This is a genomic window from Paracoccaceae bacterium Fryx2 (assembly GCA_032334235.1).
In the GTDB taxonomy this organism is placed as follows: Bacteria; Pseudomonadota; Alphaproteobacteria; order Rhodobacterales; family Rhodobacteraceae; genus JAVSGI01.
In genome coordinates this window covers 1373745-1395682 of the sequence record JAVSGI010000005.1, presented here as the reverse complement: position 1 = coordinate 1395682, position 21938 = coordinate 1373745, and the positions used below count along the sequence as shown (strand labels likewise).

The following is a 21938-nucleotide window of genomic DNA, read 5'->3' as shown; positions in this document are numbered from 1 at the left end:
CAGAATGCCGGATGTGCCTTGCACGGTCCGGCCCCCAGAAAGCCTCGCCGGAGAAACTCGATGTTCAAGCGGCTCTTCATCGCCATTGTCCTTCTGACCCTTGTCGTGGGCGGGATCGTGTATTTCAAGTTCTTCCGCGACGACATGATTGCCGGTTTCATGAGCCAGATGGTGCCTCCGCCGGTGCCCGTCAGCACCGAGGCGGTCACGCCCGTGACATGGGAGCCGGGCATCGACGCCATCGGCACGGCGCTTTCGGCGCGCGGCGTCGATCTGGCCATCGAATCTGGTGGCCTGGTGCGGGCGCTGCTGTTTGCCGGCAACGATACCATCGTCGAGGGGCAGCATCTGGTGCAGATCGACGACGACAGCGAGAAGGCGGCGCTGGCCGCCGCCGAGGCCGCGCTGACCGTGGCCATGGCCGAGGCGCGGCGGGCCGAGACCCTGTCGGCGCGCGGCGTGGGGGCGGCCAACACGGTCGAAACCGCAGAGGCCCAGGCCGCGAGCGCCCGCGCGCAGGTGGCGCAGGTGCAGACCACGCTGGACAGCAAGAAGCTGACCGCGCCCTTTGTCGGGGTGATCGGCATTCCGAAGATCGAGATCGGGCAGTATGTCACCCCCGGCACGGTTTACGCGACCTTGCAGGATCTGGGCCAGATGCGGGTCGATTTCGCCGTGCCGGAACAGCAGATCGCCGATCTGAAGCTGGACGGGGCGGTGACGGTCAAGACCGAGGTCGGCAACTTCAGCGCGTCCGGCAAGATCATCGCCATCGAACCGCTGGTAGATGCCAATTCGCGGATGGTTTCCGTCCGCGCGCAGGTCGAGAACCCCTCGGGCACGCTTTATCCCGGCCAGTTCCTGCGAGTGCGGATTTCGCTGCCCAGCGAAGAGGGCGTGATCGCCGTGCCGCAGACGGCCGTGAGTTCAACGCTTTACGGCGACTCGATCTATGTGGTCCGCTCCGGCGAGGCCGAGGGCGCGCTGAAGGTCGAGCAGGTGTTCGTGACGCTTGGCCGCCGGTCGGGATCGCGGATCGAGGTGGTCAAGGGGCTGGCCGCGGGCGACCAGATCGTGACCTCGGGGCAGAACCGGCTGACATCGGGGGCCAGTGTCCGGATCGACAATTCGGTCGTGCTTGAAGCAGCGGCAGGCGAATAGGGGCGGGCGATGCATTTTTCCGAAATCTTCATCCGCCGCCCGGTTCTTTCGACCGTTCTGGCCGCGCTGATCCTGTTCCTGGGCCTTGCGTCGGTGATGAACCTGCCGGTGCGCCAGTATCCGGAAGTCGAGGAAACGGTGCTGACCATCACCACCGTCTACCCCGGGGCCGCGCCCGACCTGATCCAGGGCTTCGTGACATCGCCCATCGCCTCGGCGGTGTCGACCACCGAGAATATCGACTACATCACCAGCCAGTCGCGCCCCTCGGCCTCGGTCGTGTCGGTGCAGATGAAGCTGGGCGCCGAACCCGACATCGCGCTGACCGAAGTGATGTCGAAGGTGCAGCAGGTGCGCGGCCAACTGCCCGCCGATGCCGAAGATCCGGTGATCGTCAAGGGCACGGGCATGACCTTTGCCCTGATGTATCTGGCGGTGCAGAACCCCAACATGACGCCCGAACAACTGACGGAGTATCTGGAACGGGTGGTGCGGCCGCGCGTGACCAACATCGACGGCGTGGCGCAGATGGAAATCATGGGTGCCTCGGAATATGCGATGCGGATCTGGCTGGACCCGTTGCAGCTTTCTGCGCGCGGCGTGACGGCATCGGAAGTGCTGGCAGCCATTCGCGGGGCGAACTTCCTATCGGCCCCCGGCAAGACCGAGAACCAGTATTTCGTCTATTCGCTGACGCTGGAATCGACCATCCAGACCGCCGACGCGTTCGGCGCGCTGCCGCTGGTGCAGGGGGCCAACGGCGTGGTGCGGCTGGCCGATGTGGCGCGGATCGAGCTGGCGTCAGGCGCCACCGATGCCATCGTGACCTTTGCCGGGCAGCCCGGCATCTTCATCGGCATCATTCCCGCCCCCGGCGAGAACCAGCTCGATGTTGCCGCCAACGTGCTGGACGAACTGCCGGCGCTGCGCACGACCCTGCCGCAGGGCATGACCATCGACATGGTCTATGACTCCACCGAAACCATCTCGGCCTCGATCACCGAAGTGTTCAAGACCATCGCAGAGGCGGTCGCCATTGTCGTTGTGGTGATCCTGCTGTTCCTCGGCTCGTTCCGGTCGGTGCTGATGCCGATCGTCACCATTCCGCTGTCGCTGATCGGGGTCTGCGCCATCATGCTGGCGCTGGGCTATTCGATCAACCTGCTGACCCTGCTTGCCATGGTGCTGGCGATCGGTCTGGTGGTCGATGACGCCATCGTGGTGGTCGAAAACATCCACCGCCATATCGAGGACGGCATGAAACCCGCCGCCGCCGCGATTCAGGGCATGAAGGAGATCACCGGGCCGGTGGTCGCCATGACCATCACCCTTGCCGCCGTGCTGGCGCCGCTGGCGTTCACCGGCGGGCTGACGGGGTCGCTGTTCACCGAATTCGCGCTGACGCTGGCCGGATCGGTGATCATTTCGGGCATCGTGGCGCTGACCATCACGCCCACCATGTCGGCACGGCTCTTGCATCACGGTGCTCCAGGCCGGTTTCAGCGGATCGCAGACCGCACGCTGGACGGCGTGTCGAACTGGTATGAACGGCGGGTGTCGTCCTCGCTCGACTATCGCCCGGTGACGCTGCTGATGGTGCTGGCGCTGGTCGGCGGGCTGGGCTTCATGTTCCTCAACACCTCGTCCGAGCTTGCCCCGGAAGAGGATCAGGGCGCGCTGTTCGCCATCCTGAACGGGCCGCGCTATGCCACGCTCGACTATACCGACGCCTTCACCACCGAAATCGGCAAGCGCACAGCCGACATACAGGAGGTTCAGACCTCGTTCTCGGTTGCGGGCATGGGCGGGGCCAGCAACACCGGCTTCTACATCTGGGCGCTGAAGGACTGGTCGCAGCGCGACCGCAGCCAGGCCGAGATACAGACGGAAATCCAGGCGATACTCGACACTTCGCCGGGCCTGCAAAGCTATGTCTTCGCGCCGCCCTCGCTGCCGGGGGCGGGGGGCGGCCTGCCGATCTCGATGGTGATCCAGTCGATCCACGCGCCCGAACGGGTGGTGGAGATTGCCGACGAAATCCGGGCCAGGGCGATGCAGTCGGGCATGTTCATCGTGGTGCAGAACAGCCTGTCGTTCGATGCGCCGCAGGTGCGCGTGACCATCGACCGTGACCGGGCGGCGCAGCTGGGCGTGCCGGTCAGCGCTATCGGCAACACGCTGGGCATCCTTGTCGGCGGCGGGGCAATCGCGCAGTTCGACCGCGATTCCAACAGCTACGACGTGATCACCCAGGTGCCCGAGGAATGGCGCGACAACCCCGAGCGGCTGATGGAGTTCTTCGTGCGCTCCGGTTCCGGCGCGATGGTGCCGCTTTCCTCGGTGGTCAGCATCAATCCCGGCGTCACCGCCGCCTCGATCGAACAGTTCAACCAATTGAACTCTGCCACCCTTTCGGGTATGCCGATGATCGGGCTTTCGACCGGCGTGGCGCTGGCCGAGCTGGAACGGATTGCGGCCGAGGTGATGCCGGACGGGTTCTTCCTCGAATACTCCGGCCAGTCGCGGCTGGAGAAAAGCGAGGGCAACACCATCCTGCTGGCCTTCGGGGCGGCGCTGGTGGTGATCTATCTGGTGCTGGCGGCGCAGTTCGAAAGCTTCCGCGACCCGTTCATCATCATGATGTCGGTGCCGCTGTCGATCTTCGGGGCGATGCTGCCGCTCTATTTCGGGGTCAGCACGCTGAACATCTACACGCAGGTGGGGCTGATCACGCTGATCGGGCTGATCACCAAGCACGGCATCCTGATGGTCGAATTCGCCAACCAGCAGCGCGAGGTGCACGGGCTTTCCCGGCGCGACGCGATCGTTGCGGCCGCCAGGACCCGCCTCCGGCCGATCCTGATGACCACCGCCGCGATGGCGCTGGCCGTGGTGCCGCTGATCCTCGCCGAAGGGGCAGGGGCCGCGGCGCGGCAGGCTATGGGGCTGGTGATATTCACCGGACTGCTGGTCGGGACGGTGTTCACGCTCTTCGTGGTGCCGATGTTCTACACCCTGATCTCGCGCAGCGACGCCTCCTACCTGCAACACCACCGCGACGTCGAGAAGCAGTTCGGCGCGGCCTGAGACGGGCCGCAGGCTGCCCGCCTTGCGGCGGGAAGCCCGACGAACCGCCAGTTCCGCCGCTTGCCGCCGGCCGCGCCTTTCCCGTCCCGTCGGAGAGGGCGCCCGCCTCGCGCCTGGCACCGCCGCCCGGCCCTGCTGATGTGCCACCCCCCGACGGCATCGACGTGGCAAGGTGGGGCTGCGAAGAGGGTGGCCCAATCAGTCCGGCCAAGGCCCGATGCGGTCGAGTCGCTCCAGCATCTGCTTGACGCCGCCTTCCGTGAACGACCTCGTCGTTCGGCTGGCGCATGTCGCAAGGACGGCCGCCCACACCGTCGTCACCGCCGACCGCGGCCGCCTGATCGAGGCCGGCGGCACCTGGACGCTTGCCCTGCCCGCCACCGCGACGGCCTGCGCGGGCTTCATGGCGCACTTGAAAATAGGCGGAGGCTGCACGCTGAAGACTGCCGCGCGGGTGATGGCTTGGTTCTCCGACAACTGGCCGTCCGACCTCGAATGGCCCCGCCACATTCCCCGTCCCAATGCGACCAAGGGGGCAGCGTGATGGCCGCCCCCGACCTTTCCACCCTGTCCATCGCCGAACTTCGGGTTCTGGCGGGCGAATTGGCCCGAGCCATAGCCGCGAAGCGCGGCCCCAACGCCGGAGAGAACCATCCGATGACTCGCCTGAACAAGACCGACATCGTCTCCAGCCTCAGCGTGGATCTCAACATTCCGCAGCGCGACATCCATGCCGTGGTCGACACGCTGCCGGCCGCGATCTCGGATGCGGCCGCGAATGGCGATGCCGTACAGCTGCGCGGCTTTGGCACCTTCGCTCCGCGCACCCGCAAGGCGCGGCTCGCGCGCAATCCGGCGATGGGGGCCGAGGTGACGGTTGCGGAAAAGACAGTGCTGACCTTCAAGGCGGCCCCGGCGAAGGCGGGCGTGTGATGCACCGGCTGATCGCTGCCCTGCGGCGCTTCGATGACCATTGGCTTGGCGACCTGATCGGCGCCGCCAGCCTGTTCGCCTTCGTGCCGGTCTTCCTGATTTTGACGGAGTTCCTGAGATGAGCACCGAGAACTGGAGCAAGCCCGGCCTCGGGCGGCACCGCGTCGAGCAGGTGCCCGGGCACGGCTATGTCGTGGTCGATCCCGATGGCAGAAGGGTCGGCGAGCCCACCGCGTTCCGCCCGCAGGCCGAGCGCCTGCGGGACGAGGCGCAGCGAGCGGCCGACGCCAGGGCCACCCTGCCGCGCGCGGCGGTGGCCTGCGACTGGCTCGGCTCCGACATCACCCGCGCGGGCGGGGTGCTGCGCCTGACGCTGATCCTGCCGCACGGGCCGGATGCGCCGCACGCCACCCGCTTCCCGGCACCGCTGGTGCTGACCGAAGACGGTCCGGTGGCGCTGCCGCCCCACGACATGCGGGCGAAGTCGTCGCGCGCGAACATCGCCTTGCCGTAGTCGGTCTCGCAGCCCCAATAGGGCGGGTCGAGGAAAAACAGCGTGCCCGGCCCGTCATAGCGCCGGATGAAATCCGACCAGTCCAGGCATTCGATCACCACGCCGGAAAGGCGGCTGTGCAGATCCTCGAGCATCGGCTCCAGCGTGGTCAGGTTGAAGCGGCCGGGGCGATCCTTCGCCACCCCGAAGTTGCGCCCGGAGATCTTGCCGCCGAAGGCGGTGCGCTGCAGGTATAGGAACCGCGCTGCCCGCTCGAGGTCGGTCAGGGTCTCCGGGTTGGTGTCGACCAGGCGGTTGAATTCCACCCGGGTGGTCAGTTGGAACCGCAGCGTGTCGAGGAACTGCGGATAGTGCCGCTGCAGGATGCGGAACAGGTTTGCCACATCCCTGCCTCGGTCGTCGATCACCTCGGCCCGCGGCCGCGCGCTGCGGCGCAGGAAGATGCCGCCCATGCCAACGAACGGCTCGGCATAGGTGGTGCAGGGTATCGCGTCGAGCTGGGCGCAGATCCGCTTCGCCAGATTGCGCTTGCCGCCCAGCCAGGGGGCGACAGGAAGCACCGGTTCAACCGGTGTTGAAAGGGGGTGTAACGTCATGTTCGCGCTCCAGGAGATGATCGGAACATAATGTGAACAATCCAGCTCGTGAATTGGAAATCTCCAAGAGGGCACGGGCTGTAAACTGTAGCGTTTCGAGCTTGAACGGCCTCTGTACCTCGCGCACCCCCGCCACGGCGCTGGCCACGCTGGGGGCGGCCTTCGGTGCCCATGTCGCCCGCACTGCCGCCACCACCGTCACGCTGGCCGACCGTGGCCGCCTGATCGACGCATCCGGCACATGGACGCTGGCGCTGCCCACCGCCGCGACGGCCGGTGCGGGCTTCAGCTTCGCGCTGCGCAACGCAGGCGCGGGCGTCATCACCATCGACCCGGCGGGGGCCGAGCTGATCGACGGTGCGGCGACCCTCGCCCTTGCCACGGGGCGCAGTGCGGTGATCCTGTGCACCGGCACCGCCTGGCTCGCGGTCGAGATCCCGGGCAAGGTCACCGCAACCGCTGTCGACGCCACGCCTGGGCGGCTGCTGAAGGTCGGCGACTTCGGCCTCGGGTCCGACTACGGCCCGCCGATCAGCGACTTCACCGCAGAGCTGCGCTCCGGGTTCTGGCGGTTCCTGGAAGCCTCGGCGACAGGCTACCCAACCGGCTCCAGCTACTTCGGCGGTGCCTTCGTGGCCCGGTGTGGTGGATCGGAGGCCGGGTCCGAAGGCGGGCACCTGGTGATCGCCGCCCGGGTTGGCGCGTCGCCGTCCTCACAGCGGGTGCAACTCGGCACTCGTCAGACCGACACAGGGGCGATGGGCTGGGCGGAACTGGTGCATGTCGGCATGACCCCGACATTTCCGGCGATGCTCGCCTCTGCGGGGATCACGGCTGGCACGACGGTCACGGCTGGTACTTCAGTCACGGCCGGTACGACGGTCACGGTCGGTACCGCACTGGTCTCCACCGCAGGCGCGTTGACGCTGGGGGGCAACCCTGTCGGCGGCAAGCAGATGATCGTCGCAGACGATGCGGTGGGGGTCTACACCCTGCCGAAGAAGGCAGGCACGGCAATGATCACCGGGGGCGGGACGGGGACCAACCCACTGCCCGCCAACACTTGCCGCATCGTCTTCACGGCGGGCAGCTCGCAGACGGCCACCAGGGAGAGCATTTCCGGGTTCGGGGCGTCGATCGACGTGGTGGCAGGCGCAGACCTGACCGCCACTCCGGGCACCGACGGGCGGATTACCGTCTCGGTGCGCAATGGCGAGATCCAGATCAACAACCGGCTGGGCTTTGCGGCCAATTTCGAAATCACGGTGATATGATGGACGCGACACAGATCAATGCGACGACGTGGCTGGTGACGCAGGGCGACGAGCCTGCACGGGAGGTGTGCCTGCCCGTCGGTGCGTCAAGCGCCGAGGCCGCGATTGCCGCCGTGACCGAAGCGGCGATCCCGCGCCAGACGACTCCGGCAGAAGACCTCACCGCCCGCCGCGCCGGAATGGTCTGCTCGCGCATGCAGGGCATCCTCGCCCTGGGCGAGACCCGCTGGGCCAAAGTCCTCGCCTACCGCGCCACCGCCACCTGGCCCGAACGCGTCATCATCGACAGCGCAGGCGACTGGCTGCGCGAAAGCCAGAACGTCGCCTTCTTCGCCTGTCTGGTCGGCTTCTCGGACACCGAGGTCGACGACCTGTTCGAAACGGCAGCCGGGATCGCGGCGTGAAGGGGGCGGAAAGGCCGGTTCAATGCAGTTTTAAGTCGGCTTCAAACGGTCAGGAAACCTGCGCCTGAACACCGGCGATCAGCCCGACCAGACCTCAACCCGACCAGCCCGTAGGATTGTCCCATGGCCCAGACGACCAGGATCGAGTGGACCGATGCCACCTGGAACCCGATTGCCGGATGCACCAGAATCGGCCCCGGCTGCGACAACTGCTATGCCGCGCGCTTTGCTGAACGCTGGCGCGGGGTGCCCGGCCATCCCTACGAGTTCGGCTTTGACCTTCGTTTCTGGCCTGGGCGTCTGAAGCAGCCCGGACAGTGGAAGACGCCGCGTATGGTCTTCGTCAATTCGATGAGCGACCTGTTCCACAAGGATGTGGACCGCGCCTTCATCGACCGGGTGTTCGACGCGATGGAGGCGGCCGACCATCATGTCTATCAGGTGCTGACCAAGCGCAGCTCGCTGATGCTGGCCTATCTGCGCGCCCGCTATGGTGGCGGCAGGGTGCCGGGCCATATCTGGCTGGGGGTTTCGGTCGAGGATGCCGCTCACAAGGGCCGCTGTAGCGCGTCAACCAGCATGTCCGTGACCGTCAACCACGTTGGCCGGTTTTAGGCCGCTGGGTTGGCGTATCTGGAATTGTTTTTCGCTCAGCCTTCTCCTTTGTCCTTGTTGTCGGCGATGGTTGTCGTTGGCGGTCTGCTCAGCGCCTCTTTGTTGGAGGCGGCCGCGCGCTGGCGGAAGCTTTCGGCATTCATCTCCAGGATCGCTGCGTGATGAACCAGCCGGTCGATGGCGGCGACGGTCATCGCCTTGTCCGGGAAGATCTGGTCCCAGCCGCTGAAGGGCTGGTTGGCGGCGATGGCGATGCTGCGGCATTCGTAGCGCCGGGCGATCAGCTCGAAGAGCACGCCTGTCTCGGCCTGATCCTTGTGGGCGTAGGTGATGTCGTCGAGGATGATCAGGTCGAACTTGTCGAGCTTGGCGAGCGCGGCTTCGAGCACCAGATCGCGGCGGGCGGCCTGAAGTCGCTGCACCAGATCGCTGGTGCGGGTATAGAACACGCGGTGTCCCCGCTCGATCAGGGCATGGCCTATCGCGCAGAGAATGTGCGTTTTGCCCGTGCCGGAATTGCCGATGGCGATCAGATTGCCGCCACCCTCCAGCCAGTCGCCGGCCGCCAAGGCCTCGATCCGGGCGCGCGGCAGGGTTGGCAGCGCCTTGAAGTCGAAGGTCGCCAGCGTCTTGCCAGCCGGTAGCTGTGCCTCGTTCATGTGGCGCTGAATGCGGCGCATGTCGCGCTCGGCCAGTTCGTATTCCGCGAGGACAGCCAGAAAGCGGGCAGCGGGCCAGCCTTCGGTGTCGGCACGGGTGGCGATGTCGGCCCAAAGCTTGTGGAAGCTGGGCAGGCGCAGCGCGGTCAGCATGCCTGGCAGCGTGTGGATGTCGATCTCGCGGGAGGTCATGCGCAGGCTCCCAGAAGGGCATCGAAGCTGTCGAGCGAGGGATGGGCGACGGCAACATCTCTCGGCAGCGCCGTTTGCCGCGGGTTCAGGCAGGATGCCAGAGGTCCGGGATCGGGCACCCGGCCCGCGTCCAATTCTGCTGCCAGCAGATGTGCCAGTTCCGCCTCGCAGGCCCGGTCGTGGGCGATGAACAGCAGGTCGACCATGCGGCGGCAGGCGTCGCGGCGGGGCAGATCGCGCTGCAGCACCTTCCAGGCCTCAGCGTATTCGGTTCGCGGGAACAGGCTGTCGCGGTAGATCGAACTCCACAGGGCTTGCGGTTTGCGCCGCAGCGCATGGATGACGTGATGGTAGTTGATGACATGCACGCGATGGCCATCGCCGCGACCTCGCGCCCTTGTATGGCTGACGACCAGGGTGCTGCCGAGAAAGGCCTCAAGGCGATCGTCGTAAAGGTGGACCCGCAAGCGCTGCCCGATCAGCTGCGACGGGGCGCTGTAGAAGATGCTCTTGACCAGAAAGCCGCTGGTGCGGGTGACCGGAACCACGGTCTCTGTAAAGTCGGTGGTGCGCCGGCGCGGCAGGGGCTTCAGATGCGCCCGTTCCACCTGCGTGGCCGCCGCCCGCTGCCGGTTGCGCCGTGCCACCAGAATGTCGATGAAGCGGCGGTAGTCCTCGATGCTGGCGAAGTCGCGGCTGCCGCGCAGGATCAGCGCCTGTTCGATGGCCTTCTTCAGGTGCCGGTTCTGGGACTCCACCGCGCCGTTCTCATGAGCTTCCCCGCGGTTGTTGCGACTGGCCTCCATGCCGTAATGGCCGACGAAGGCATTGTAGCGCGTGGTGATATCCTGGCGCTGGTCAGCCGTCAGGTTGCGGAAAGCGGCCGAGAGGCTGTCGGTGCGATGCTCCTGTGGTGCCCCGCCGAGCGACCAGAGCGCCTGCTGCAGGTTCTCGGCCAGGGCCGTGAAGCTCTCCCCGCCCAGGACCACCCCGACATGCTCCCACCGGCTGTAGACCATGACGAAGTGGTAGAGCAGATGCGGGAATAGCTGGCCCGCGATCGTCACCTCCAGCTCCTCGGCATGAGTGAAGTCGGACTGGGCCATGCGGCCCGGCTCCGGCGTCTGGCGGAAGATGATGTCGCGCTCGGGTCCGTTCAGCGCCCGCCACTGCCGCACCCGCCGTTCCAGGGTGCGCCGGATGCGGTCATCGGGGAAGGCCAGCGGATGCAGGCCCTGAAGGTGGCGCAGCAGGGTGACGGCCTGCAAGGCGCTGTCCCTCTCCAGCAAGGGAAGGATGTCGCCCTCCCAAAAGCCTTCGAGGGGATCGGCCACCGTGCGCCCGTGAACGATCTTGCGGTTCGAGGGCAGCGTCGGGTTGGCATCGAACCGTCGGGCCGTGCGCTCGCTGAACCCGGCGCGGGCGGCCGACGTGCGCTGACTGTGATATCGGAGGTCGGACATGTATAATCTCAATTGCTGGTCGTTGATGGGTTTGTAGGCCAACCCGGATCCTCCGTTTGACGGCAGAGGAACCCGGCTTACCAACCCGCAGCGACCAGCACCTTCCCCGAAATCAATCAGGCCGGTGGGGCTGCCCTCCAGACGGGCATGCCCGTCTTCCGTTCAGCCCCACCGGCCAAGGTGGTTGTCGGCACCGGCCAAGATGGTTGTCGCTGAACAGCCGCATCGGGCACCTTCGCCAGATCGCCTCGGACGCCCGGTTCATCTCGTTCGAGCCGCTGCTCGGGCCGATCGGGGCGGTCGATCTGCGGGGCATCGCCTGGGCGATCGTGGGCGGCGAAAGCGGCCCCGGTGCGCGGCCGATGGACGGCGGCTGGGCAACCGACCTGCGCTTGGCCTGCGAACGGGACGGCGCCGCGTTCTTCTTCAAACAGTGGGGCGGCGTTTGGCCGAAGTCGCACGGCCGGATGCTGGAGGGCGCCGAGTGGAACGGCTTCCCTTGGCAGATCGTCCCGCCCGGGATCCGCGCCCGGCGTCAAGGCCGGAACGGCTTGTCCGATGCGCTCTGAAAGGATAGATCAGCGCGCCAGACAGAAATCGCTCTGCTGCAACATCTGATGTCAAACACTGCAACATCTGCTGTCACGCTACAACACTGTGCGTTGACACCAATATCTGCAGTGAGCCGGGAACATGTGGGAGCAACTGGGAACAGACGAAAAAGCCGCCTAAAACAAAGCGGTAGAACAGTACTACTTCCGCAGGCCCCTCGGCATTGAAATGCCGCATAAGGCGGCCTACCGGAGACTCCGCGCCCCGCCGGGGCCATCCGGGGCCGAGCGCGGCGCAGGCGGGCAGGGGTCTTTAACCGCCCGGAAAGACACACTTAAAGCGGGTTCAAAGGGTCATTCCGGACCGAACCGGGGCAGCAGCGGCCGTTCCGAACATGCAAATCGGCCCGCAAGTTCGGCGGCCAGTTGCATGTTCGGCCTAAGGCATTGGAAACACAAGCATCCGTGATCGGACGCCGCGCGGTTCGGAGCTGGTGAACATGCAACTGATTTTCGCCAGAACTGCGGCATTCGCGCCGCCCACACCGCGCATTATTTGCTTTGCGGGAATCGGTAAACAGTGGACGGTCATGCCCGTCAATGGGGAAGGCCAGTTCGTTGGATTTACAGAGTTTCATTGCGCGCTGGCAGGCGTCGGGCGGCAGCGAACGGGCCAACTTCCAGCAGTTCGCGATCGAGCTGACGCAGGTGCTTGGGGTCGATGCGCCGAAACCTGCAACCGCGGACGGCCAGACAGACGACTACCGCTTTGAACGGCCCATCACCTTCATCCACACCAGCCAGCAATCGCGCGGCTTCATCGATCTGTATCGGCGTGCGGCCTTCGTGATGGAGGCCAAGCAGGGCACCGGCAAGGGCCGCGATCCGGACGATGCGCAATTCTCACTGCTGCCCGACGAAGCGGTGGTAAAACGGCAGGGCCATGGCCAGCGCGGCTCCCGGCGTTGGGACGACACGATGCTGCGCGCGCGCAACCAGGCTGACGGCTACGCGAGGGCGGTCGCCCGGAGCGATGGCTGGCCACCCTTCCTGATGGTGGTGGATGTTGGTCATGTGATCGAGGTCTATGCCGACTTTTCGGGCCAGGGTCAGGGTTATACCCAGTTCCCGGACGGCAGTCGCTACCGGATCCAGCTGACAGACCTGCATGATGAAAAGGTGCGCGACAGGCTGCGGACGATCTGGCTCGATCCGCATGCGCTGGATCCTGCAAAGGTCAGCGCGCAGGTGACTCGCAAGGTGGCGGGCCATCTGGCCGAGCTGGGGAAATCTTTCGAAGGGCAGGGCCATGCGCCCGAAGCCGTCGCGCGGTTCCTGATGCGCTGCCTTTTCACCATGTTTGCCGAGGACGTGCTGCTGATCCCCGAAAAGGCGTTCAGCACCCTGCTGAAGAAGCTGCGCGGGCAGCCGGAAAACGCCGCACCCGCCCTGCAGTCCCTGTGGCAGACCATGGATGGGGGCGGCTTTTCGGGCGTGCTGATGACCCATCTGAAGCGGTTCAACGGCGGGCTTTTCAAGGAGTCTACGGCGCTTCCGCTGACGGCACCTCAGCTTTCGCTTCTGATCGCCGCATCCGAACATGACTGGCGCGAGGTGGAACCTGCAATCTTCGGCACCCTGCTGGAACGCGCGCTGGACAAGCGACAGCGCCACAAGCTGGGCGCCCATTACACGCCGCGCGCCTATGTCGAACGGCTGGTGATGCCGACCGTCATCGAACCGCTGCGGGCCGATTGGCTGGTGGTGCAGGCCTCGGTCCAGCGGCTGGCGCAGGACGGGAAGCTCGAGGAAGCCCGCGCCACGGTGCGCACTTTCCACCGCCAGCTCTGCGAGATACGGGTGCTTGATCCGGCCTGCGGGTCGGGCAATTTCCTTTATGTCGCGCTGGAGATGATGAAGCGGCTGGAAGGCGAGGTGACCGCCCTTCTGGCCGATCTCGGCGAAGATCAGGCGGCGTTGTCATTGGCCGGGCATACGGTTGACCCGCACCAGTTCCTGGGGATCGAACTGAACCCCTGGGCGGCGGCTGTGGCCGAGCTGGTGCTGTGGATCGGCTATCTGCAATGGCACTTCCGCACCCATGGCACCGCCAGCCCCGCCGAACCCGTGCTGCGCGACTTCAAGAACATCGAAAACCGCGATGCCGTGCTGGACTGGGACAGCCGCCGCGAACGCCGCGACGATGCGGGCAAGCCGGTGACTCGCTGGGACGGAATCGGAACGGTGGAACACCCCGCGACAGGCGAACGTGTGCCTGACCCGCAAGCGCGGGTGCAGGTCTGGGACTACCTGAAACCCCGGCCCGCCAAATGGCCGCAGGCGGATTTCATCGTCGGCAACCCGCCTTTCATTGGCACCAGCCGGATGCGCGAGGCGCTTGGCGATGGTTATGCCGAGGCCCTGCGCGCGGTTTACCCCAAGGTGCCGGAAAGCGCCGACTTCGTGATGTATTGGTGGGAAAAGGCGGCGCTGGCCACGCGGGCGGGCAAACTGCGTCGGTTCGGACTGATCACCACCAACTCGCTGCGCCAGACCTTCAACCGGCGGGTGCTGGAACCCCACCTGAACGACCCTAAAACACCTCTGTCCTTGCTTTTCGCAATTGCCGATCACCCGTGGGTCGATGCGGGCGACGGGGCGGCGGTGCGCATCGCCATGACCGTGGCCGCACCCGGTGCGCTGTCGGGGCGGCTGGTGACCGTGACCGAGGAACGTAAGGGCGAGACCGAGGCCGAAGGGCGGCCTGTCACCCTGTCCACCGAGAAGGGCCGCATCTTTGCCAACCTGCGGATCGGGGCGGACATCGGAAGAGTAGTCGCATTGAAGGCGAACGAACGAATTTCATCTGCCGGTGTTAAGCTGCATGGCTCTGGCTTTATTATAACTCCGGCCGAGGCCCGGGCGCTCGGGTTGGGCACCGTGCCGGGGCTCGATCGACATATCCGGCAATACCGCAATGGCCGTGACCTGACTGCTCGCTCGCGCAACGTGATGGTGATTGACCTATTCGGTCTGTCCGAAATCGATGTCCAAGCACGGTTTCCTGCTGTTTACCAGCACCTACTGGACAAAGTGAAACCCGACAGGGACCAGAACAATCGCGACAGCTACAAACGCCTCTGGTGGGTGCATGGCGAACCGCGCAGCGATCTTAGGCCCGCGTTGGCAGGGCTGCCTCGGTACATCGCGACGGTGGAGACGATGCAGCACCGTGTCTTCATGTTCTTGCCCAATGAGATTCTGCCTGACAACCGACTGATCATATTTGCCTCGGATGATGCGTCGTTGTTGAGCATTCTTAGCTCGCAATTCCATGTAACCTGGTCTTTGGCAGTTGGTGGCGTGCTTGAGGACAGACCCGTCTACAACTCGACGGTATGCTACAATCCGTTTCCCTTCCCTGAGGCGACTGAAGCGCAGAAAACCCGTCTTCGCCATCTTGGGGAACAGCTCGACGCGCATCGCAGGTCGCAACAGGCGGCCCATCCCAAGCTGACCCTGACCGGCATCTACAACGTTCTGGAAAAGTTGCGGGCCGGGCAGCGGATCGAGGGCAAAGACCACGAGGTGTACGAGCAGGGCCTGGTCGGTATTCTGAAGAAGCTGCACGACGATATCGACGCCGAGGTGGCCGCCGCCTATGGCTGGCCGGTGGATCTGTCCGAGGATGACCTGCTGCAGCGCCTGGTGGACCTGAACCGCGAACGGGCAAAGGAAGAGGCGCAAGGTCTGGTCCGCTGGCTGCGCCCGGAATACCAGAACCCGGCCGGCAAGGCGGCCGAGGTCAAGGGCGAACAAGCCGCCTTCGACATCGGCCCGATCGCCGTCACCAAGCAGCCCTGGCCGAAAACCCTGCCCGAACAGATGGCTGCCGTCCGGGCTGCACTTGCGGAACTGGGCGACGCGACCCCCGACCAGATCGCCCGCCACTTCGCACGTGTCCAGACCCGCAGTGTCGAACCGCTGCTGGCCAGCCTGGAGGCCATAGGGCAGGCGGCCGTCGTCGATGGCCGCTATTTCATGTGAAATCAGATCGGACGGACCGCATCGTTGCTGATCAGCAGCTCGGCCCGCTCGGTCGGCGCACCCGATTTCGCGCTGATGGTGTAGCTGGTGGTCACCTCGGTCAGGGTGAAGCGAGCGAAGATCTCTCGGATCTCGGGCACGTCGTTGATCGACAGCAGGAACCGGCCCTGGATGCCCGCCAGCTGCTCGGCCATGCGGGCGAAGTCGTCACGCGCGAACATCGCCTTGCCGTAGTCGGTCTCGCATCCCCAGTAGGGCGGGTCGAGGTAAAACAGCGTGCCCGGCCCGTCGTAGCGCCGGATGAAGTCGGGCCAGTCCAGGCATTCGATCACCACGCCCGCGAGGCGGCTGTGCAGATCCTCGAGCATCGGCTCCAGCGTGGTCAGGTTGAAGCGGCCGGGCCGGTCCTTCGCCACCCCGAAGTTGCGGCCCGAGATCTTGCCGCCGAAGGCCGTGCGCTGCAGGTAGAGAAACCGCGCCGCCCGCTCGAGGTCGGTCAGCGTGTCGGGGTTGGTGTCGACCAGCCGGTTGAATTCGACCCGGGTGGTCAGCTGGAACCGCAGCGTGTCCAGGAACTGCGGATAGTGGCGCTGCAGGATGCGGAACAGGTTTGCCACATCCCTGCCTCGGTCGTTGATCACCTCGGCCCGCGGCCGCGCGCTGCGGCGCAGGAAGATGCCGCCCATGCCAACGAACGGCTCGGCATAGGTGGTGCAGGGGGTGGCGTCGAGTTGGGCACAGATGCGCTTTGCGAGGTTGCGCTTGCCGCCCAGCCAGGGGGCGACAGGAAGCACCGGTTCAACCGGTGTTGAAAGGGGGTGTAACGTCATGTTCATGCTCCGGGGGATGCGCGGAACATATCAGGAACTTTGTGTCTTGCGAGCGAAAAATTGGCGGACGAACTCAGGTTCAGGAGGGCGGCAACAAGGCCCCTAGGCGCGGGCAGGCCGTGCCACCGTTGGCCCAGTATTTCTGCCACGCGATCGAGCTTGCGTGCGTGTACTCTGCCTGATTGGCAATCTTTATGCTGACCTTCGTTCCGCTGCCGACTGCTGCGATCCGTGTGACCCCGTTGGTTACCGGCGCGATGCCGGACATGCCGACGATGATCTCTCCGTACCGCAGGTCAGAGTAAAGCTGACCATCTAGGGTGATCGCGGCAGGGCTGGGAAACATCACCGCTGCGGATTTCGCGGAGAATGGGCGCTGATTTCGCGCGATCGTGGGCACGCGTTTCGCGCCATTCTGGGCAGTCATTTCACGGGATCGTGGGCAGGCTGGCCGACGCTTTCATGGAGTCAGGCTTGAACGATTTGGTCAAGCTTTTTTGTGACGGCGGAGCGCCTGCGCAGGCTTTCACCTGAGAGGGTGAGGCGGTGTGCGTTGTGAACGAGGCGGTCGAGGATGGCATCTGCGAGCGTTGGGTCGCCGATGGCTTCGTGCCACTGGTCAACGGGGAGTTGGCTTGTGACGATGGTGGAAGCGCGGCCGTGGCGGTCTTCGAGGATTTCCAGCAGGTCACGGCGCTCCGGGGCGGTGAGGACGGCGAGGCCCCAATCGTCAATGATCAGCACATCCATGCGGGCGATGGTTTTGAGGATGCGTTCATGGCGGCCATCGCCACGGGCCAGAGCAAGGGCCTCGAACATGCGCGGCGCACGTTGATAGAGGACGGGCCGCCCATCCCGGCACGCCTTGTGGCCAAGGGCGCAGGCGATCCAGCTTTTGCCCAAACCGGTCGGCCCGGTTATCAGCAGGTTCTCGTGCCGGGCGATCCAGCCGCCATCGGCAAGATGCGCCATGACACTGCGGTCAAGACCACGTGGGCTGCGCAGGTCCAGATCCTCGACGCTGGCATCTTGGCGCAGAGCCGCAAACTTGAGCCGGGAGGCCAGTTTCTTGGTGTCGCGCTCTGCAGCCTCGCGGTCGACCAGCAGGCCGAGACGCTCTTCGAACGAGAGGGCGTCGAAGGCGGTTGACCTGCGTTGTTCTTCGAGCGCCGATGCAATGCCGGTCAGGCCGAGCGCCAACAGTCGGTCGTGGGTGGGATGGGTCAGCATTTTAGTCCTTTCTCAATGGTAATAGCTGCCGCCACGAATGTTGGCGTGCTGGAGGGGGGCGACCTCTTCGGAGCCTTCCAGGAAGGCGCGATCGAGGCCGGTCTTGAGGATCGAACGAATGGAGGTGACGGTGCGGGCCCGGATGGTCACACCCCGCTGGCAGGCCGCATCAACGCGCTCCGGCCCATAGGTTTTGACCAAGGCCAGCACACCCAGGCAGGTGCGGAACCCCTGTTCAGGATGGGGGCGGTCAGCCATCACCATCTCGCAAAAGGCGGCGACGGCGGGGCCGGTCTTGGTTGCCTGCGCCAGCATTCTGGCCGGGGTCCATTCGGCAAAGCGACGATGGGCCGATGGCATATGGTCGGCCACGGTGACATGGCTGCGCCGCCCCGGGGTGCGCACGTGGCTCGCAACCCTCTGACCACGATGGAATATCTCGACCGTCTGGCCGCTTGTGCGAACATCGACCTCTTGTTTGATCAGCGCGAAGGGCACGGAATACCATGAGCTGTCGACCTCAACGTGATAGTCGGGTGCCACGCGGGCGCGCTTCCAGCGGGCGAAGACATAAGGTTCGGGCGGTAGGGGCTGAAGATTGGGCCGATCCAAAGTGGCAAACAGATCGGCGCGGCTGGCGCCATAGCCGCGCATCACGCGCATGTTCAACTCGTCCAGCAGCCGCCGGATCGCCACGTTCAACTCGGCCAATGAGAAGAACCGGTGGTTCCGCAGCCGCGCCAGAATCCAGCGTTGTGCCACTTGGACAGCCACTTCCACCTTCGCCTTGTCCCGGGGTTTGCGCGGCCGGGCGGGCAGAACGGCGGTGCCATAATGCGCCGCCATCTCGGCATAGGTCCGGTTCAGCCCCGGATCAAACCGGTCTGCCTTGATCACGGCGGACTTCAGATTGTCCGGAACCACCGCCTTTGGCACGCCGCCCAGAAAGGCGAACATCCGGATATGCGCGAGGATCCAATCTTCCAACCCCTCCGATGCCACCGCCTCGGCATAGGTGTGATTCGATGCCCCCATTGCCGCCACGAACAGCTTCATGGCCCGCGCTTCGCCGGTCGTGGGGTCGATCACGTCGATGGTGTCGCCGGCAAAGTCAACGAACACCTTCTCGCCGCCCACATGTGTCTGGCGCATCGTCGGGCGCACCCGACCCTTCCAAGCCTCGTAATGCGTGCAAAACCAAGTATAGGCAAAACCCCCGGGGTGCGCGGCACGGTATTCTTCCCAGAGCAGCATCCGCGTCACCCCAGGGCGGCGCAACTCGCGGTCAATCTCCGCCCAGTCGGGCACAAGCCGCTCCGCGTCCGGCACCGTGGGCGGGGCTGGAAACAAAAGAAGTTCAAGGCTGTCGTCATCGATCCCCTCCGGCAAGGGCCACGTGAGCCCGGCATGACGCGCCCGTTGGGTGTAGCTTCCGACGCTCCCCTTGCTCAGACCGAGGGAAGCGGCAATGGACCGCTCGCTCAGGCCTTGCCCAAGCTTCAATCGCAAAACATCTCGTATCCGGCGCATGTTCAATCGTCCTGTCGGCATCAAGCCACCCCTTCATTCCTGAAGGCGCAACTATCCTCAATTTGCCGACCAGACCTGCCCGCGATCCCGCGAAATCAGTGCCCAGCTTCACGCGAAATGACTGCCCATGATCCCGTGAAATCGATGCCCACCATCAAGCGAAACACGCAATCACCGCGCCCGGGTTCATGCAGATGCGCATCGCCCGAAGCATGTCGGCGTAGACAGCCTGATAATTGCGGGGCAATGCAAATTCTGCCTGGGCGGGCCGGTTCTCAATTTCCTGCGGTGTGGCGCAGGCAGCCAGAAGCAGTAGCGCGACAGACAGCAGGCGGCGTTTCATGATCTAACCCTTTAGAATCTTGCTGGTTGCAGCATCAGAACCGAAAGGTGCCCGGTCAAGGCGCTTCGGTTTGTCGACCCAGCGGCATAGGCGTCTATGGGTCAGCTTCACCACGTATGCCCCGACCATACCACCTGGCCGATGATGTGAACCCGGTTGGCGTCGTCGCAGGGGCGGAATTCTACGGGGTAGGCGGGGGCGTCGGAGCGAAGGATCAGGCCGTTGTCGACCAGGTCGAGGCGTTTGACGCGGGTGGAGCCGTCGGTGTCCGTGATGGCGTAGACGTGGCCGCTGCGGACGGTGGTACGGTTGGTGTCGATCAGGGCCAGATCGCCGTCGTGCAGGCCCGGTTCCATGCTGTCGCCTTTGACCTGGACGAGAACGGCCTTCGAGGGCGACACGCCCATGCGGTCGAGCCAGTCGCGGCGGAAGGCCAGCTTTTCGAGCACTGAGGAGTCGCCGTTCTCTGCTCCTGGTCCGGCAGAGAGCCGCGCATCCAGGCGGGGGACGGCTGTGAAGTCTTCGTTGCCGAGGACGACAGTCTCGACTGGGCCGGTTGCGCGAGGTGGGCCGACGTAGATCTCCAGACCGAGCGCAGTGGCGATGCTCGATGCCTTTTCGATGCTCGGAACTGCACGCTTACCGTCATCACGGACGACGCCCCTGATGTAGCCCTGCGGGAAACCATTCAACACCTCTGCCTGATTCACGTTCAGGCCGAGCACGTCGAGTCGAGCCAAGATCTTAGCTGCGAAATCCATTTCATTCCCAACAAGGTAACTTGGGATAATGCCCAACAATATCACGCTTGACAACTTGGGGAAAGCCTAATTATGGTGTTAGGATAAATCCTAAATACGTGATGCCAATGACAACCCAGAACATCCTATCGGTCGCGCAAGCCTACGCCCATCACTCGGGCCTGAAGCTTTCCACGGTGGGTGCTTACGCGGTCAACGACGGAAAGTTCTTTGTCCGCCTCTTGGGCGGCGGTGGCTGCACTCTGAAGACTGCCGCACGGGTGATGGCGTGGTTTTCTGACAACTGGCCTTCCGACCTCGAATGGCCGCGCGACATCCCCCGCCCCAAACCCAGAAAGGAGGCCGCGTGATGGTCGCGCAGAAGGGCGAACCCGAAAAGGAACGCGCGTGATGCCCGCCCTCGACCTATCCACCCTGTCAATCGCCGAGCTTCGAGTTCTTGCGGGCGATCTTGCCCGCGCCATTGCCACGAAGCTCGGCCCCCAAACCCGAAAGGAAACTACGATGACCCGACTGAACAAGACCGATGTTATTGCCACCATCGCCGCCTTGCGCGGCATCGCCCAGAGCGACGTCCGCATGATCCTGGACGATGTCCTCAACCTGATCACGAAGGCTGCGGATGTCGGCGACACGGTGACCCTGAAGGCTTTTGGCGTCTTTGCGCCGCGCACCCGCAAGGCGAGGATCGCGCGCAACCCGGCGACGGGAGCCGAGGTGGCTGTGGCCGAGAAGACCGTGCTGACCTTCAAGCCCGCGAAGGCTGTGACCGCGGCGGGTGTGTGATGCACCGGCTCATAGCCGCCTTGCGGCGCTTCGATGACCATTGGCTTGGCGATCTGATCGGCGCCGCCAGCCTGTTCGCCTTCGTGCCGGTCTTCCTGATCCTGACGGAGTTCCTGAGATGACCACGACTATCGAAGCCCCCGCGGGGGCGGTTGCCGCGCCGCCCCCGAAATCCCCGCTGGCGATATGGCGGCAACTGCGCCTGCGGATTGCGCGGATCGCCGCGGCCGAGGTGATGGCGGCGGATGATGAAGGCGCGCAGCTGCTGGCGCTGGATCTGGCCAATGCGGAACTGGACGCTGCGGTGGAAGACCTGTGCGCCCTGGAAGCCCAGGGCGTGCTTCAGGTTCTCGAAGGCTTCCTGGTGGTTTGCGGGCGGTTCGGGCTCAAGGTCGGGGGTGGGGCATGAGCTTCGTTCCCGCCGAATGGACCCGGATGATCGGCAACCTGCGGACGGCGTTGCTGGCCCGTGATGCGATGAAGGCACCCGAGGCGCAGCCGCCCGAGCATGATGCCGCGACGGCCCGGTACTGCCGGGCGGTTGATGCGGTGATCGAGGATCTGGGCCTGCTATCGGAGCGGCAGGTGCTGGGGCGGATCACGCTGCTTTTGGCGCGGAAGGACAGGGCATGAGCACGGAGAACTGGTCGAAACCGGGCCTTGCACGGCACCAGGTGGTGTGGGTTCCGGGATCTGGCTTCGTGGTGGTCGATCCCGATGGCCAGCGGGTCGGCGCGCCCAGCGATACCCGCCCGCAGGCCGAGCGTCTGCGGGACGAGGCGCAGCGCGCGGCCGATGCCAAGGCCAAGCGCGGGCCGCGTGCCTGCCTGTGCTGCGGCCGGGTCTTTGAGAGCGAAGGCATCCACAACAGGATGTGCGGCCCTTGCCGCAACCGTGACACCGGGGATGTGCCCGCGCGCCTGTCCGGCACGCGGCTGCGCCGGGCGGTCGGGAAGGGCTGA

Annotated in this window: 25 protein-coding genes; 16 read left to right on the top strand and 9 right to left on the bottom strand. The window is 65.1% G+C overall.

Going from position 1 to position 21938, the window contains the following annotated elements; all coding sequences use genetic code 11:
* Positions 1-60 precede the first annotated feature (60 nt).
* From RNZ50_15940 to RNZ50_15920, 5 genes are all read left to right on the top strand, one after another.
* Complete coding sequence (locus RNZ50_15940) at positions 61-1161, top strand: efflux RND transporter periplasmic adaptor subunit (protein ID MDT8856486.1); 1101 nt, start codon at positions 61-63, stop codon at positions 1159-1161.
* Between the two features lie 9 nt (positions 1162-1170).
* Entirely contained in the window at positions 1171-4248 is a 3078-nt protein-coding gene (locus tag RNZ50_15935; protein ID MDT8856485.1) for an efflux RND transporter permease subunit, read from the top strand.
* Between the two features lie 259 nt (positions 4249-4507).
* The gene (locus RNZ50_15930) at positions 4508-4792 is read left to right on the top strand and encodes a hypothetical protein (protein ID MDT8856484.1); all 285 of its coding nucleotides are present in this window, start codon (positions 4508-4510) and stop codon (positions 4790-4792) included.
* The gene (locus RNZ50_15925) at positions 4792-5181 is read left to right on the top strand and encodes an HU family DNA-binding protein (protein MDT8856483.1); all 390 of its coding nucleotides are present in this window, start codon (positions 4792-4794) and stop codon (positions 5179-5181) included. The genes RNZ50_15930 and RNZ50_15925 overlap by 1 nt, the downstream gene beginning before the upstream one ends.
* Complete coding sequence (locus tag RNZ50_15920; GenBank protein ID MDT8856482.1) at positions 5181-5303, top strand: hypothetical protein; 123 nt, start codon at positions 5181-5183, stop codon at positions 5301-5303. Before RNZ50_15925 ends, RNZ50_15920 begins: the two co-directional genes overlap by 1 nt.
* A gap of 64 nt (positions 5304-5367) precedes the next feature.
* Here the strand turns inward: RNZ50_15920 and RNZ50_15915 are convergent, their stop codons facing one another.
* Positions 5368-6291, bottom strand: a complete 924-nt coding sequence (locus RNZ50_15915; protein MDT8856481.1) for a DNA adenine methylase — start codon at positions 6289-6291, stop codon at positions 5368-5370.
* 101 nt (positions 6292-6392) lie between these two features.
* Here RNZ50_15915 and RNZ50_15910 point away from each other — a divergent pair, with 101 nt between their 5' ends.
* From RNZ50_15910 to RNZ50_15900, 3 genes are all read left to right on the top strand, one after another.
* Entirely contained in the window at positions 6393-7565 is a 1173-nt protein-coding gene (locus RNZ50_15910) for a hypothetical protein (GenBank protein ID MDT8856480.1), read from the top strand.
* Positions 7565-7969 (top strand): hypothetical protein, encoded by a 405-nt coding sequence (locus RNZ50_15905; protein MDT8856479.1) that lies wholly within the window; start codon positions 7565-7567, stop codon positions 7967-7969. The genes RNZ50_15910 and RNZ50_15905 overlap by 1 nt, the downstream gene beginning before the upstream one ends.
* Before the next feature lie 123 nt (positions 7970-8092).
* Complete coding sequence (locus RNZ50_15900; GenBank protein MDT8856478.1) at positions 8093-8584, top strand: DUF5131 family protein; 492 nt, start codon at positions 8093-8095, stop codon at positions 8582-8584.
* A gap of 35 nt (positions 8585-8619) precedes the next feature.
* On the opposite strand, the gene istB (RNZ50_15895) is transcribed toward RNZ50_15900, so the two are convergent.
* Together istB (RNZ50_15895) and istA (RNZ50_15890) are read right to left on the bottom strand one after the other, a co-directional pair.
* Positions 8620-9435 (bottom strand): IS21-like element helper ATPase IstB, encoded by an 816-nt coding sequence (gene istB, locus RNZ50_15895; protein ID MDT8856477.1) that lies wholly within the window; start codon positions 9433-9435, stop codon positions 8620-8622.
* Entirely contained in the window at positions 9432-10940 is a 1509-nt protein-coding gene (gene istA / locus RNZ50_15890) for an IS21 family transposase (protein MDT8856476.1), read from the bottom strand. Before istA (RNZ50_15890) ends, istB (RNZ50_15895) begins: the two co-directional genes overlap by 4 nt.
* Before the next feature lie 164 nt (positions 10941-11104).
* Here istA (RNZ50_15890) and RNZ50_15885 point away from each other — a divergent pair, with 164 nt between their 5' ends.
* Positions 11105-11467, top strand: coding sequence for a DUF5131 family protein (locus RNZ50_15885; protein ID MDT8856475.1), 363 nt, complete (start codon positions 11105-11107; stop codon positions 11465-11467).
* A 600-nt stretch (positions 11468-12067) separates the two neighbouring features.
* Positions 12068-15496 (top strand): DNA methyltransferase, encoded by a 3429-nt coding sequence (locus RNZ50_15880; protein ID MDT8856474.1) that lies wholly within the window; start codon positions 12068-12070, stop codon positions 15494-15496.
* Between the two features lie 2 nt (positions 15497-15498).
* Here the strand turns inward: RNZ50_15880 and RNZ50_15875 are convergent, their stop codons facing one another.
* The 6 genes from RNZ50_15875 to RNZ50_15850 all read right to left on the bottom strand — a co-directional run bounded on the left by RNZ50_15875 (position 15499) and on the right by RNZ50_15850 (position 20190).
* A complete protein-coding gene (locus tag RNZ50_15875) occupies positions 15499-16326 on the bottom strand; it encodes a DNA adenine methylase (GenBank protein ID MDT8856473.1) in 828 nt (275 codons plus the stop codon).
* Between the two features lie 79 nt (positions 16327-16405).
* The gene (locus RNZ50_15870; GenBank protein MDT8856472.1) at positions 16406-16753 is read right to left on the bottom strand and encodes a hypothetical protein; all 348 of its coding nucleotides are present in this window, start codon (positions 16751-16753) and stop codon (positions 16406-16408) included.
* 41 nt (positions 16754-16794) lie between these two features.
* Complete coding sequence (istB, locus tag RNZ50_15865) at positions 16795-17556, bottom strand: IS21-like element helper ATPase IstB (protein ID MDT8856471.1); 762 nt, start codon at positions 17554-17556, stop codon at positions 16795-16797.
* 12 nt (positions 17557-17568) lie between these two features.
* Entirely contained in the window at positions 17569-19107 is a 1539-nt protein-coding gene (istA, locus tag RNZ50_15860; GenBank protein ID MDT8856470.1) for an IS21 family transposase, read from the bottom strand.
* 133 nt (positions 19108-19240) lie between these two features.
* The gene (locus tag RNZ50_15855) at positions 19241-19429 is read right to left on the bottom strand and encodes a hypothetical protein (protein ID MDT8856469.1); all 189 of its coding nucleotides are present in this window, start codon (positions 19427-19429) and stop codon (positions 19241-19243) included.
* 107 nt (positions 19430-19536) lie between these two features.
* Entirely contained in the window at positions 19537-20190 is a 654-nt protein-coding gene (locus RNZ50_15850) for a helix-turn-helix transcriptional regulator (GenBank protein ID MDT8856468.1), read from the bottom strand.
* 107 nt (positions 20191-20297) lie between these two features.
* Here RNZ50_15850 and RNZ50_15845 point away from each other — a divergent pair, with 107 nt between their 5' ends.
* Genes RNZ50_15845 through RNZ50_15820 form a run of 6 tightly spaced genes read left to right on the top strand, consistent with a single transcriptional unit; the run spans position 20298 to position 21938 of the window.
* A complete protein-coding gene (locus tag RNZ50_15845; protein MDT8856467.1) occupies positions 20298-20540 on the top strand; it encodes a hypothetical protein in 243 nt (80 codons plus the stop codon).
* 40 nt (positions 20541-20580) lie between these two features.
* On the top strand, positions 20581-20976 hold the full coding sequence (locus RNZ50_15840; GenBank protein MDT8856466.1) for an HU family DNA-binding protein: 396 nt from the start codon (positions 20581-20583) through the stop codon (positions 20974-20976).
* The gene (locus RNZ50_15835) at positions 20976-21098 is read left to right on the top strand and encodes a hypothetical protein (GenBank protein ID MDT8856465.1); all 123 of its coding nucleotides are present in this window, start codon (positions 20976-20978) and stop codon (positions 21096-21098) included. Before RNZ50_15840 ends, RNZ50_15835 begins: the two co-directional genes overlap by 1 nt.
* Positions 21095-21385 carry a hypothetical protein gene (locus RNZ50_15830; protein ID MDT8856464.1) on the top strand — a complete coding sequence of 97 codons (291 nt, stop codon included), beginning with the start codon at positions 21095-21097 and terminating at the stop codon, positions 21383-21385. Before RNZ50_15835 ends, RNZ50_15830 begins: the two co-directional genes overlap by 4 nt.
* Positions 21382-21609, top strand: a complete 228-nt coding sequence (locus RNZ50_15825; protein MDT8856463.1) for a hypothetical protein — start codon at positions 21382-21384, stop codon at positions 21607-21609. The genes RNZ50_15830 and RNZ50_15825 overlap by 4 nt, the downstream gene beginning before the upstream one ends.
* A complete protein-coding gene (locus RNZ50_15820; protein ID MDT8856462.1) occupies positions 21606-21938 on the top strand; it encodes a hypothetical protein in 333 nt (110 codons plus the stop codon). Before RNZ50_15825 ends, RNZ50_15820 begins: the two co-directional genes overlap by 4 nt.